Source organism: Marinobacter zhanjiangensis (genome assembly GCF_014651935.1).
Classification (GTDB): Bacteria; Pseudomonadota; Gammaproteobacteria; order Pseudomonadales; family Oleiphilaceae; genus Marinobacter; species Marinobacter zhanjiangensis.
The window spans coordinates 264,249-277,070 of the sequence record NZ_BMXV01000003.1; the positions used below are offsets into that span (position 1 = coordinate 264,249).

Below are 12,822 nucleotides of genomic sequence, written 5' to 3' on the forward strand. Positions count from 1 at the left end.
CGAGCAGAGGGTCGCGTGCCTCCGGCTTCAACACGGAAGTCACGCTGAGGATTAACATGGCAAAACAGAATATTGCGTACAGGATGTACAATCGGGCTTACAGGTATCTGCGGGTCCGGTGTTTGATTTTCAGGATAAGACTGGGTCAGTTCAGGAATTTTAATGGCAACAAGTCTGCCAATCTGATTGCAAGCCTGACGTCGTTCCCCGCCAGAATTGATGACGTCTGGATTACAATCGAGTCAATATTCCAGCAGGAATATAAGCCGTCGAAAGTCGTGCTGGTTCTGGCCGACCCGGAGTTCCCCGGAAGAAAGCTGCCGAAGTCTCTCGAAAGGCAGATCGAGAGAGGCCTGGAGGTCTTGTGGGTTCAGGAAAATACCAGGAGTTACAAGAAACTGTTACCCGTTCGCGCGAAATATCCTGATAGTTTTATAGTCACTTTTGATGACGATATTATTTATGAACCCTGGCGGCTCCGACAGCTTGTGGATCATGCGGAAAAATACCCGAACAGTGTTATTGGCTTTCGCGGCAGGGAAGTATCCCTGTCGGGAAAGGCACGATTCAGGCCATATATGGACTGGTCGCCGGCAAACAAGGAATCGCCCCCTTATCGGACCCTGCTGACCGGAGTTGGCGGGATTCTGTACCCGCCGGGAATTATGGATGATGGGATGTTGTCCGACGTTGCGGCGGCTCAGCTGCTCGCGCCAACGGCGGATGATATCTGGTTCTGGGCGGTTGCCCTTTATTCCGATGTTCCGGTGCGTTGTCTCGGATACCAGAGCCATATACCGATAAGGTCGAACGACATCGACAATTCACTGCAGAAACTCAACTGTTATGGAGGGCGTAACGACAAGCAGCTGGCGGCCGTTGTCGATACCTATAATCTGTGGGGAAAAATACTCGCGGGGTAGCGTGTGCCCGCACAGGGCTGCGAAGGATCAGCCCGGGCCAATAGCGGTCGTGTTTTTTCGGGCCGGACAGTCCGGGCTGAAAACACATCCCCGGGTGACCGGGTCAGACCGTCTGTCCGGGCACGACCCGTTGTTCCGAAAGGTTCCTGAAGTACTGCTCAACACTCTGATAGGCCCGGTCATTGCCACATACCGGTACGCCCATGTACCCCGCACCCCATTCCCACAGCCGCAAAGCGAGTTTTTTCAGCAGAGCGGCCTGCCGGGGATGGTTGTGATTGACCAGGCCATCCTTGTGCTCGATGAAATTCAGCTCTCGCAGCACGCCAGGCACAACCCGGACCAGGGTGTCATTGCGCAACAAAAGTTTGGAATACCAAAGATCGTCAGCGGTTGGCGCTATCTCCAGGAAGGCGTCGTCGAGGATATCCTGTTCGCGGAACATGGGCCGTGACAGCACGGCGCCACCACCGAATGTGATGATATAGGCCTCTGAGATCACGGATGGGTCACGCAGGATATCCCAGTTCATATAAGACATGGTCCTGCCGAAGGCGTTGTAGCGTTTTTGTCTGACACGGCCCGCTATGGCCACGTTGCTGCCGGGCTCGTGGGCCTGGAGCAGTGTTCCGAGCCAGTTCTCGCCGTAGATAATGTCGTCGTCTGCGGTAATCAGCAGGTCGTCGGGCCCGGCCTCCCGAAGGGCGGGAATCAGCTTGCGGTAGGGACCGGTATTGGTGACCCAGCATACCTTGATTCGTCGACGCCACTCGGCCGGCAGGTCGTGGAAATAATGATGCAGTTCTTCCCTCTCCGGGATGCCGCCGTCGCGCAGATAGGGCTCGGAGGACACCCAGAGCCGGATCTCGTCCGCTTGCCGGGACTGAAGGCACAGTGACATCAGGGTGATTTTGCACAGGGGGAGTCGTTGGCACGTTGTTGTCAGGTTGACCGTTATCATCTGATGTTCCTTTTTTATACGATCGATCCCGTGCCCCGGCACTGCATGGGTCCTTCGGGACGGTCTTCTTTCCGTGGGCCGTTTGCGCTGACTCGTTCTGGAAACACTAGACAGCTTCCCCCCGGAATCTCCTTGATAGTGCGTTGACCACCCTGCCCAGCGACATCGGCGTGCGCGGAGGCGTGGTGGTAAGTCCCCCCAGCCCGGCCGGGTAGCAGCGGACAATCAGCTCCACGGCTTCGGTAATTTCCGGCCCGAAGGATGCCATGGACCGGGTGTCGTCCAGCTGGTAGGGGGGCCAGGACAGTTGCTGGCGATACATGTTGGTGATTTCCGCGAGCACATCTTCGCCACAGTCGCGGAACAGGCTGACCGCAACGGCATAGGCTCTCAGTGTCTGCAGACAAGCCTTTTCCACGCTGCCCGAGGTGCTCGCGCTGGTCTCCCGGAAGACATACTCATAGAGCATGTCCTTCATCAGGTGCACGGTGTTGGCATCCTTGAAGCATCCGATGTTGAGGATCAGGTCCTCGTTGATATTCTGACGCCAGGGAAAATGCAGCGCGCTATAAGGCATGATCAGCTCGCGCCGGAACAGCTTGTTCCACAGCATGCCCGTGCCGAACCGGAACTGGCAGAAACGCCGGAAAATGTCCCCGGTAACGGTAGCATTATTGCGGAACCGCAGTTTCGGATTGATGACCTTGCGGTCTCCGGTCACCCGCCAGGCGCCGCAGACCACGATATCCGCGCCATGTTTCTGGCCGGCAGCGTGCAGCTTTTCGAACATCTCCGGCCGGGCAATATCGTCGGCGTCCAGGAAGCCGATCCAGGGTGCGACGGCAGCACGCAGGCCGTTCAGGCGGGTTTCGTGGACCCCCTGATTCTCCTGATTATGGATGGCCCGGATCTGTGGGTGCTGCGCCGCCAGTCGGTCGATCAGGTCCGCCGAGCCATCGGAGGATCCATCGTTGATCAGGATAATTTCAAGCGCCTTCAGGGTCTGGTCCAGCAGGCTGTTCACGGACCGCTCCAGGGTATCCTCCCCGTTAAAGACCGGCACAATGACGGACACCGCTGGCGTGGTCACGGTGTCGCCCTCTGCAAAGGGTCACTGATCAGGTTGTCATCGAGAAACTGCCGGCCCAGATCCTGTTGTTGACGGCGCAGGACGTTCACTCGGGACCAGTCGATCTCCGCCTGCAGCCGTTCCGTGGTGATATCGTCCGCGTGCTCTACCAGCCTGTCCTGCAGGCCGAATTGCGACAGCAGCGACTGGAAGCGGGACAGCCCACGGGTGCGGTTGCCCACCGAGATAAAAGGCTTGTTGAAGAGGATGGAGAACACCGTGCCATGGAAGGAGTCCGTCACCACAAAGCTGGCGTCCCGGAACCCCTGCAACCAGGCGTCAACACCGGGGTAGCAGCACTCGTCGAAACTGGCCTTGGTGACTTCCATGAGTGATTTCTGTGGCTTGACGGTGAAGTGATTCTTACCGAGACCATCTACCACCCTGTGCACGATCTGTTGCTTCGCTGCCTGGCCATCAAGTACGTAGGTCAGTACCTTGCCCTGGTTACCGGGTGCAGGCTTGCCATCGATCACGGCCTCGTAATCCTTACGCTCAAGCAGGAAGGTCGGGTCGGGGATACATTGGGCAGTCCGGCCCAGGTGTTGCTTGCAAAGGTCGACGCCGGACTGCTCGCGCACCGAGACCACGTCGAACCGCCTCAGCAGGTCACGGCAACGGGCGGTGGCTTCCGGGGTAAACTCCCAGTGGTCGACGCCAAACGAGGCCGCATAGCTCAGACGCCGGGCCGGGCGGTTGATGTCGTCGAGAAAATCCAGGAAGTAGTTGGTCAGGCTGGGGGAATACCGTGGCCGCCATACCTGGTCGCTGCCAACGATGAAGGCATCGAACGGATGCTGGCGGTAGTAGTCCCTGATTCCCTGCTCTGAGGCAATGCGTTCGGACAGGGAGATATGGCGGTCCCGGAAGGACTCAAGCGCCTGAAACATCATGGCGTGCCTTTGTCTGGTGGGTATGGTGCCAATCCGGCCCAGTAAAAACTTGGCGACATTGATGCCATAGTCCCTGGCGGCCTGCACGGGCTGTGCGGGCGCCCGCCGGTCCAGGGTTTCCACCGTGTGGCCCTGGTCCCTGAGGTGCTTCTGCAGGGCAAAGGCTTGCAGAAGCCCGCCGTAGTTGTGACCCAGTGGCTGTGTAAGGATGGCGACTCTCATGGTGTCACCCGGCATTTCGGGATACGCCGGCAGACCACAGCGTCGTAAGGGTGCTGGTTCGAAAGAACACGATCGGCGTTGGTAGACAATGGGAAGTCCGTTTTAATCGTCTCTGAAAATGAGTGCCGCTGGCCGATTCCGGGGCTGCGACCTTGTTGCCAGGACAGGTCGCCAATGCTTCGCAGCGATCAAGTGACTGACCAAGAGTATCGCCTGTACCGGTCGTTCGCCCACTTAACAGATCGCAATAAAACAGTGCCGGGACGCTCGGGCAAGGGTGACAACAGGCTCAGGCTATCTTTGAAGCTTTGACATGCAATAAAGGCGCCAATCCGGCGTCATGGCCAAATCGGGAAAACTGGCGGGAAACACAGCAATTCCTTGCCCATACTCCATTCCCTTGGCAGGCCTGCATGGTGCCGAAACGCCCAGGGGCGGTCAACCTGCCCGGTAAGGTGACAGTTTCTGCCCGGGGCTCCGGGGCGGGTCAGTGCCGGCGCAATCCCCACATGAAGTAGGCTCCCCCCAGTAGAGCGGAGACAAGCCCGGCGGGCACTTCCTGCGGAAACAGCATCTGCCGTCCCAGCCAGTCCGCTGAGACCATCAGGATGGCCCCGATCATGGCGGCGCCCAGCAGGTGGGGCAGCGCCCGGGACAGGCCCAGCATTCTGGCCATATGTGGCGCCAGCAGGCCGGCAAAGCTCAGGGGGCCGACAATCAGTGTGGCAAAGGCGGTCAGCACCGCCACCATGGCCAGCAGTGCCAGCCGCACGCGGTTGACCCTGACCCCCAGCCCCAGAGCCGTTGCCCGTCCCAATGGCAGCAGGTCCAGCCACCGTGCCACCAGTGGCGTCAATGCCATCATGATAACGGCGAAGACAATGGCTGACAGCCCCATGGTCATGTCGACGTAGTAGGTGGAGCCGGACATCCAGGCGATCATCTGCTGGATACGGGGGTCACCGTTGGCCAGGAAGATGCTTCGCAATGGGTCGAACAGGGCCGCGATGGCAATACCGGTCAGCAGCAGCCGGTCCGCCTGGAAACCGCTGCGCCGGTTCAGCAGGATCAGAATCGCCAGGGTCACGAACGCACTGACCGAGCCGGCCACAATCAGCAGTGGCAGGGAAACGCTGGCCACGAGATAGATGGTGACAATCAGTCCGATGGCGGTACCGGCGCTGATCCCCAGCACTTCCGGGCTCGCCATGGGATTGCCGGTGATGCGCTGGATGGTGGTGCCCGCCAGGGCCAGCAGGATACCGGCACCGGCCGCTGCCAGGATACGGGGCAACCGCCATTGGGCAATGGCCGACCAGTGGTCGATGCCATCCAGGGTCCAGCCCTGGGGTGACTGGCTGACAAACAGGGCAAGGGCAGCCGCGGCGGTCAACACTACCATAAGCTGCGGCAGCCGCCGGACTGCCCTGGTCCTGGCGGCCTGCAGCATGGTGGCCGATGCTCCCTCGGGGCTGCCCTCGAGGGCCAGCCGCGGAATCATCCACAGCAGCAACGGCGCGCCAAGCAGGCCAGTCATGGCGCCGGTGGGCACCAGTGAGGGCAGCCGGCCGGAATAGTTCAGCAACAGCAGGTCAGTGGTCAACAACAGCAGGCCGCCGAATACCGGCGCCCATATCAGGCGCTGACCCAGGGTTCTGGCCCCCATCAGGCGCACAATGGCCGGGGCCGCCAGGCCCACGAATCCCACAATGCCCACCAGGCTGACGGCAGACGCAGTGATGAACACCGACAGGCCCAGACCCGTCAGCCGAAGTTGCCGAACCGAGGCGCCCAGACTGCGGGCATTGCTCTCGTTCAGCTCCAGCAGCTTCAGGGGGCGGGCCAGCAGGGCAGCAAGTGCTATCGCCACCAGCAGGCGGGGCAGCAGGTGCAGGGTATCGTCCCAGCTGTTCTGGGCCATGGAGCCTGCAGCCCAGATCATCAGCCCCCGGAACTCCTCCTGGTTGAACAGGATCAGCACCGTACTCAGGGCCCCCAGATACAGGTTGACCACCAGCCCCGACAGTACCACCGCCACGGGAGCCAGGCGTTGCCGCCAGGACAGCGACAACACCAGCATCAGCGACAGCCCGCCGCCGGCCAGGGCCACCCACTCACCTCCGAAAACCAGCAATCCCGGAGCGTACAGCGTTGCTACCAGCAGGCCCAGCTGGGCGCCGCTGGCGACCCCCAGGGTTGTGGGAGAGGCAATGGGGTTTCTCAGCACCTGTTGCATCAGCACACCAGCCAGTCCCAGGGCGGCGCCCACCAGAATACTCATGGTGATGCGGGGCAGCAGGCTGTATTGCACGACGGCCAGCGCCATCCGGTCCGTCTGTGACGTGGCAAAGGTCGGCAGCCAGTCGCCCATGGCAAGCGCAAGGCCGGGCAGGGCCTGATGCAGTATGGCGAAGCCAAGGGCGGTACATGCCAGGGCGAGGCACAGACAGAGAGGGGCCGGAGTCATACGCAGGCGTAGGGTGGTCATGAGTCCTTGAGGCTGGCGTGGGTGTCAGGGGTGGTTTGCAGGGCATGACCGAGGGATTCCGCAAAGCGGACGGCGGAGGGCAGGCCGCCAAAACTCCATACCGCCGGCAGTCGCAGAAGTCGTTGCTGCCGGACAGCAGGCAGCATCTGCCAGAGGCGGTTCTGGTCCAGTTCGTCCGACACACCGATGGGTATGGGGTCCACCAGCACCAGATATCCCGGCGCTGTCAGTTCCTCGATGCCAATGGTGGCGTATCCCCACAGGTTGGTGCTACCAGTCCAGGCATTGTCCATGCCCAGACGGTTCATCACCATCTCATACAGGCTACCCTTGCCATAGACTCGCACGTGGCGGCTATCGATGAACTGGATGACCAGCATGGGGGGCAGGTTATCCGGCAGCTGTTGCCGAACCTGGTCGATGCGCTCTCGGTGTTCATTAACCACTTTGCTGGCCCGGGTCTCACGGTGGGCAATCCTGGCGACTTCGTGGGTGGTGTCGATCAGGTTCTGCCAGAGATCCGCCTCCGGTCTGTAGGTGGTCAGGGTGGTGACCCGGGTCATCCTGGACAGGGTAGGCTCCAGGGTCTGGTATAACGGCGACAGTAAAAACTGGTCCAGTTCCAGCGAGGCAATCAGTTCACGGTTGGGCTGGGCCCGCAAGCCCAGGTCCACCACCTCGTCGGGCAGCGCCGGTTTGCCGACCCAGGCCTGGTAGTCCCTGGTCTGGGCCACACCCACGGGCACCACGCCCAGCGACAGCAGGGTTTCGGCGAGGGTCCAGTCCACCGTGCCGATCCGGGGCGCGAACGAGTCACTGCTTTCGGCAGCGCCAGCACAGGGCCAGAACAGAAGTGTCAGGATGGGCAGTGCCACCAGCAAGCGGGGCCATGATGCGGCAAACACGGTCTGCTGGCGGAGATAGGTCTGGGACATGGGGCGTCGACCAACTGTTGGGAACTGCGCCAGCACCTTCGCCGGGGTGCGGCTCCGTTTGCATGCACCGTGAAAGTGCGAGATCATAAACACGATCGATTCGCATTATATCGTTATTTCCCACCATCAGCCACCACCGCAGGAGCCCCGATGGAACTTCTGGCCATCGTCTATCGCCAATACCGACTCTCTTTCATGATCATCATGCTCCTGAGTCTGGCCAGCGCTGTGGTGGGTATCGGCGTCATTGCCTTCATCAACCAGCAATTGATCGAAGCGTCGGCGGCTCCGTGGCAGGTGCTGCCGACTTTCCTGGGGTTGGTGCTGCTCCTGCTGGTGGTGACACTGGGAGCGCAACTGGCGCTGACGACCCTCGGTCACCATTTTGTCTATGATCTCCGCGCGCGGCTGATCAAGCGGATCCTCGATACCGACACGGAAACCCTGGAGCGCATCGGCAGCGCCGGTGTGCTGGCCAGCCTGTCGGCTGATGTGCGCAATGTCACCATTGCCTTTGTGCGTCTGCCGGAACTGGTACAGGGCGTGGTAATAACCATTGGCGCGGTACTCTACCTGGCCTGGCTGTCGCCGGGCATGCTGGCGGTAACAGCCCTGTGGGTGGTGTTCACCATGGTGGTGGGCTGGTTCCTGGTGCAGAAGGTGTATCGCCATCTGGCAAGGGTGCGGGAGACCGAGGATGCCCTCTACCGGGACTATGAATCCTTTATCGACGGGCACAAGGAGCTGGCGTTGAACCGCAGTCGTGCCCGGGCGCTTTTCGAAGGTGACTATGACCGCCATTCCCGCACCTATCGCAGCCATATTATCCGTTCGGACACCTTCCACCTGTCGGCCGTGAACTGGTCCAATATCATGATGCTGGGTGCCATTGGCGTGGCCTTCTTCCTGGCCAATGGCCTGGGCTGGGCCAATACCAATGTGGCGGCCACCTATTCCCTGACGCTGCTGTTCCTGCGTACGCCGCTGATTCAGGCGGTGGGGGCCCTGCCAACATTGCTCAACGCCCAGGTGGCTTTCCGCAAGCTGGATTCCCTGAAGCTGGCGGAATACCGGGCCAGCTTTGGTGAAACCTCGCCGTCACCGGCGTGGGAGACCATTGAACTGCAGGGGGTCACCTATCAGTACCCGGACGCCGATGGCAACGGCTTTACCGTCGGCCCCATCGACCTGACCTTGCAGCGCGGCGAACTGGTTTTCCTGATTGGTGGTAACGGCAGTGGAAAATCCACCCTGGCACGATTGCTGACCGGGCTTTATCGTCCTCGTCAGGGTCGGGTTCTGGTGGACGGCAAACCGCTGACTACCGAGGATGACTGGCAGCAGTTCCGGCAACGGTTTTCCACCGTGTTCACGGATTTTCACCTGTTCGACCGGCTGATGGGGCCAGACGGCAACGAGCCCGAGCCGCAACTGGTAGATACCTGGCTGCAGCGCCTGCAGATGAAGGACAAGTTGCTGTTTGACGGAAACCGGGTCACCAACCCGAAACTGTCCCAGGGGCAGCGCAAGCGTCTGGCCATGCTATTGGCAGTGGTCGAGCAGAGGGGCTTTCTGCTGCTGGACGAGTGGGCGGCGGACCAGGACCCGCAATTCCGGCGTACCTTCTATCGGGAGCTGCTGACCAACCTTCACGACCTGGGTGTGACGGTGTTCGCCATCAGTCACGACGACCATTATTTCGAGAGGGCGGATCGGTTGCTGGAAATGAGCAATGGCCAGCTGAGGGAGCTGAAAGGTGAGCAGCGTGACCTGGCTTCCCGGGATGCTGTGGCGCGTCTGAATCAGGTCTGAGAGTAACGTGGTGGAAACTTGCCTGCCGCTTGGCAGCTGCGTAGGCTGAGTGAAACAGATCGGAACGGGTTACCCAATGACAACGCTGTTTATTATTCTGGTCGTACTGTTTGCGACCTTGTTCCTTATTGTTCCTTTCCTGGAGAAGCATGCCTCCAAGGGGGATGCGATCGACGATCGCAAGATTTCACGGTGGATCATTCCGTTGATGGCCCTGGTGCTGGTTCTGGCCATTGCCCGCCATTACCTCGGGTAAAGCCCCGGGCTATCTGACTGCCGAACATGGAAAAACACTCACGCAACAAAAAAGGCAGCCGAAGCTGCCTTTTTAGCGTGCTGTGAGTCTGTTAATTACAGACCAACAACGTTCTCTGCCTGCGGACCTTTCTGGCCCTGGGTAACAGCGAACTCAACCTGCTGGCCTTCAGCCAGGGTCTTGAAGCCGTCGCCCTGAATAGCGCTGAAGTGAACGAATACGTCGGGGCCGCCTTCACGAGTGATAAAGCCGAAGCCTTTGGATTCGTTGAAGAACTTAACGGTACCGGTAACTGTAGACATATCTATTAATTTCCTGAATTCAATCTTCTAATATGCGCCGCCAGGATCCCTGATGGGGCTGGTCAGCAGTGTTCGGAAACAAGAAACGCGCGGGATCAAAAACAGGACGTGCACTACAAACTTCGACAGGTCTTATTGATGAACTGCTTTGCTAACTCTTTCCTACGGTGACCACGGTACGGGTCTTGTCCGGCAATAGCCAGTGTTTTTTCGCGTCATGGGTGATTCTACTCATCCACCTCTCTCAGGATCAGGTCACGATCCAGCCGGTAGCGCTGGTAATCCCGCGCCAGATGCAGACCGCCGGAGTAGGCGTCACGGGCCTCGGCCGCAATGTCTTCAATGACCGGGCCACGGCTGCCACCGGACTGATAGCGGGAGCTGAAATGGGTCAGTATCAGGTAGGGCAGGTTCACCCTCATGGCAAAGGACGCGACCTGTTTTGCTGAGCTGTGCCGGGGCCAGGGCCCGACCCGGTCGGCGACCGCCTGGGTATAGGTGGCCTCATGAATCAGCAGGTGGGCATCCTGGCAGGCCCCGGTCAGCAGTTCCGGGGTGTCATTGTCGCCGGCCACCACGACTCTCCGCGGTGGGCGCGGAATAGTGGTGTAGTCTGCGGCCCGGACAAGCCTGCCGTTGGCAAGGCAGACGTCATGGCCCTTCTGCAGTTGCCCCCAGTGTGGTCCCGGCTCGATGCCGTCTGCCATCAACCGTTCGGTCAGCAACTTGCGTTCAAGGCGGATTTCCTCGAAGCGAAAGGCGTGGCAGGGCACCCGGTGAGACAGGGGGGCGCTGGTTACCCGCAGGCTGTCGTCCTGCCAGAGGAAGTCACCGGACTCCGAATTGATGTACTGAAGCTCGAAACCCAGATTGGAATCGGTATTGGCGAGGGTGGTTTCCAGAAACGGTCTGAGCTGCGGCGGGCCAATCAATGGAAGCGGAGCTGTCCGCCCGGACATGGAAGCACTGGCGAGCAGCCCCGGCAGCCCGAAGGTGTGATCACCGTGTACGTGGGTGATAAAAATGGCCTGCAGCTGGACCACCGACAGGCGGGTGCGTAACAGCTGGTGCTGGGTGCCCTCGCCACAGTCGATCAGGTACCAGTGCCGTGGACTACCGTGCCGCAGGGCCAGACCGGTTACGTTGCGGGCCCGGGTGGGTGTGCCGGCGGAGGTGCCAAGGAAGGTGAATTCCACCTGTGGGTCCTTCTTTCATCTACACTTGGGGATTGATTGACGAGCTTATCAGAATTCCCGACAGCGAGGTTTTATGAATAACCGGCCATCCTGGTCACGAGTCGTCCTGGCCTTTGCCACCGCGTTGGTGATTGGTGCCGTGCTGGGTTCCGTCGTGCAGACCCAGATCAATCTTCTGGCCCTGCGGGGGCTCGGCGTTGAAATAGGCGCTGGCGCCTGGCTGAGCACAACGCTGGAGGATCTGCTCAAGTTCGGACCGGTGTACCTGGTGATGTTCGGCTGCGGCTTCCTGGTGTCCCAGCTGGTGGCCATGGGGGTGACCCGGTACCTATTGCAGGCATGGCGCCAGCCGGTTTGTTCATTGGCAGCCGCCGTGGGGCTATGGGCGACCTTCAGGCTGGTGGATGCCCTGGCGCCGCCGCCCACGCTGATTGCCGCCACCCGGGACCCGGGCGGCATGCTGGCCATGCTGGTGACGGCCGCGGTGGCCGGCTGGTTTTTTGCCAGTCTGGCCGGTAACCGGTCGCCACAGTCGCGGTCCGTCGGCGGTAGCGCGGTTGCTGTCATGGCCCTGGCCGCACTGGCCACCTTCCCGGTCGGGGAGGTTCGCGCCCAGGATTCCGATGCCTATCAGTTCCAGACGGTCGTTGCCGGGCTGGAGCATCCCTGGTCGCTGGCTTTCCTGCCGGATAGGCGGATGCTTGTCACCGAACGCCCGGGCCGGTTACGGATCGTCTCGCAGAATGGCGACCTGGTGCCTGAGCCGGTTGCCGGTGTGCCCGAAGTGTTCAACCATGCCCAGGCAGGCCTGTTCGAGGTCCTGCCGGCGCCGGATTTTGTCGACAGCCAGCTGATCTATCTGAGCTATGCCTGTGGCACTCTGGAAGCCAACCATACCTGTCTGGCCCGAGGACGACTGGAAGGTGGTGCGCTGGCAGACGTGGAGGAGCTGTTCCGCGCCATGCCTGCCAAGGCCGGCGCGGCGCACTTTGGTGGTCGCATGGCCTGGCTGGCAGACGGCACCCTGCTGTTGACCCTGGGGGACGGTTTCGATTACCGGGAGGAAGCCCAGAGGCTTTCCAGCCATATTGGTACCATTGTGCGCCTGAACGGTGATGGCTCGGTGCCTGCTGACAACCCGTTCGTGAACGACCCGGACGCCCTTCCCGAAATCTACAGCTATGGCCACCGCAATGTGCAGGGCCTGATTCATGACCGCGAGAATGGGCGGGTGATCAGCCACGAGCACGGGCCCCGTGGCGGCGACGAAATCAACCTCATCGAAGCGGGTAATAACTACGGCTGGCCGGTGGCCACCTACGGTCTGGACTACACTTGGGCCAGGGTGACACCGTTTACCGGGTACCCCGGAACCGAGCAGCCGCTGTTGCACTGGACGCCCTCCATCGCGCCTTCCGGCATGACTCTGTACGACGGAGCGCTGTTCCCGCAATGGCAGGGCAGCCTGCTGGTGGGAGGCCTGGTCACCGGTGCTGTGCACCGGGTTGAACCGGGCGCCGATGGCGCCGTGGAAAAGGAAAGACTGTTCACCGAAGTGGAGGCGCGTATCCGGGATGTTCGTACCGGGCCCGATGGTGCAGTGTATTTGCTGACAGACAGCGCGGAAGGCCGCCTGTTGCGGGTAACGCCTCGCTAGAATGCATCATCGCGTCCGGAGGAATTCATGTCGTTATTTTACAGGTAT

At 60.7% G+C, this 12,822-nt stretch carries 11 protein-coding genes; 4 read left to right on the top strand and 7 right to left on the bottom strand.

The window, feature by feature from the left end:
• Positions 1 to 56: 56 nt before the first annotated feature.
• The gene (locus IE079_RS07935) at positions 57 to 923 is read left to right on the top strand and encodes a hypothetical protein (protein WP_189575210.1); all 867 of its coding nucleotides are present in this window, start codon (positions 57 to 59) and stop codon (positions 921 to 923) included.
• Between the two features lie 103 nt (positions 924 to 1,026).
• Here IE079_RS07935 and IE079_RS07940 read toward each other — a convergent pair whose 3' ends face one another.
• The 5 genes from IE079_RS07940 to IE079_RS07960 form a co-directional block, all read right to left on the bottom strand.
• A complete protein-coding gene (locus IE079_RS07940; RefSeq protein ID WP_189575212.1) occupies positions 1,027 to 1,884 on the bottom strand; it encodes a hypothetical protein in 858 nt (285 codons plus the stop codon).
• A gap of 106 nt (positions 1,885 to 1,990) precedes the next feature.
• A complete protein-coding gene (locus tag IE079_RS07945; RefSeq protein ID WP_189575213.1) occupies positions 1,991 to 2,974 on the bottom strand; it encodes a glycosyltransferase family 2 protein in 984 nt (327 codons plus the stop codon).
• Positions 2,971 to 4,128, bottom strand: coding sequence for a polysaccharide pyruvyl transferase family protein (locus tag IE079_RS07950; RefSeq protein WP_189575214.1), 1,158 nt, complete (start codon positions 4,126 to 4,128; stop codon positions 2,971 to 2,973). The genes IE079_RS07945 and IE079_RS07950 overlap by 4 nt, the downstream gene beginning before the upstream one ends.
• Before the next feature lie 487 nt (positions 4,129 to 4,615).
• Positions 4,616 to 6,616 carry a Fe(3+)-hydroxamate ABC transporter permease FhuB gene (gene fhuB, locus IE079_RS07955; protein WP_189575215.1) on the bottom strand — a complete coding sequence of 667 codons (2,001 nt, stop codon included), beginning with the start codon at positions 6,614 to 6,616 and terminating at the stop codon, positions 4,616 to 4,618.
• Positions 6,613 to 7,551, bottom strand: a complete 939-nt coding sequence (locus tag IE079_RS07960) for an ABC transporter substrate-binding protein (RefSeq protein WP_189575217.1) — start codon at positions 7,549 to 7,551, stop codon at positions 6,613 to 6,615. The genes fhuB and IE079_RS07960 overlap by 4 nt, the downstream gene beginning before the upstream one ends.
• Positions 7,552 to 7,701: 150 nt before the next feature.
• Between IE079_RS07960 and IE079_RS07965 the strand changes: the two genes are divergently transcribed.
• Both IE079_RS07965 and IE079_RS07970 read left to right on the top strand, forming a co-directional pair.
• Positions 7,702 to 9,363, top strand: coding sequence for a multidrug ABC transporter permease/ATP-binding protein (locus IE079_RS07965; RefSeq protein WP_189575219.1), 1,662 nt, complete (start codon positions 7,702 to 7,704; stop codon positions 9,361 to 9,363).
• 76 nt (positions 9,364 to 9,439) lie between these two features.
• Positions 9,440 to 9,619 (top strand): hypothetical protein, encoded by a 180-nt coding sequence (locus IE079_RS07970; protein ID WP_189575221.1) that lies wholly within the window; start codon positions 9,440 to 9,442, stop codon positions 9,617 to 9,619.
• Between the two features lie 95 nt (positions 9,620 to 9,714).
• Here the strand turns inward: IE079_RS07970 and IE079_RS07975 are convergent, their stop codons facing one another.
• Complete coding sequence (locus IE079_RS07975; protein WP_189575223.1) at positions 9,715 to 9,921, bottom strand: cold-shock protein; 207 nt, start codon at positions 9,919 to 9,921, stop codon at positions 9,715 to 9,717.
• A 227-nt stretch (positions 9,922 to 10,148) separates the two neighbouring features.
• The gene (locus IE079_RS07980; protein ID WP_189575225.1) at positions 10,149 to 11,117 is read right to left on the bottom strand and encodes a ribonuclease Z; all 969 of its coding nucleotides are present in this window, start codon (positions 11,115 to 11,117) and stop codon (positions 10,149 to 10,151) included.
• A 73-nt stretch (positions 11,118 to 11,190) separates the two neighbouring features.
• On the opposite strand from IE079_RS07980, the gene IE079_RS07985 reads away from it, so the two are divergent.
• Complete coding sequence (locus IE079_RS07985; protein ID WP_189575227.1) at positions 11,191 to 12,774, top strand: PQQ-dependent sugar dehydrogenase; 1,584 nt, start codon at positions 11,191 to 11,193, stop codon at positions 12,772 to 12,774.
• Positions 12,775 to 12,822: the final 48 nt, after the last annotated feature.

Bases quoted from the DNA above. Each gene is read 5' to 3' on its own strand.
- IE079_RS07935 (WP_189575210.1), top strand. From the start codon at position 57: ATGGCAAAACAGAATATTGCGTACAGGATGTACAATCGGGCTTACAGG.
- IE079_RS07940 (WP_189575212.1), bottom strand. From the start codon at position 1,884: ATGATAACGGTCAACCTGACAACAACGTGCCAACGACTCCCCCTGTGC.
- IE079_RS07950 (WP_189575214.1), bottom strand. From the start codon at position 4,128: ATGAGAGTCGCCATCCTTACACAGCCACTGGGTCACAACTACGGCGGG.
- fhuB (WP_189575215.1), bottom strand. From the start codon at position 6,616: ATGACCACCCTACGCCTGCGTATGACTCCGGCCCCTCTCTGTCTGTGC.
- IE079_RS07960 (WP_189575217.1), bottom strand. From the start codon at position 7,551: ATGTCCCAGACCTATCTCCGCCAGCAGACCGTGTTTGCCGCATCATGG.
- IE079_RS07965 (WP_189575219.1), top strand. From the start codon at position 7,702: ATGGAACTTCTGGCCATCGTCTATCGCCAATACCGACTCTCTTTCATG.
- IE079_RS07970 (WP_189575221.1), top strand. From the start codon at position 9,440: ATGACAACGCTGTTTATTATTCTGGTCGTACTGTTTGCGACCTTGTTC.
- IE079_RS07975 (WP_189575223.1), bottom strand. From the start codon at position 9,921: ATGTCTACAGTTACCGGTACCGTTAAGTTCTTCAACGAATCCAAAGGC.
- IE079_RS07985 (WP_189575227.1), top strand. From the start codon at position 11,191: ATGAATAACCGGCCATCCTGGTCACGAGTCGTCCTGGCCTTTGCCACC.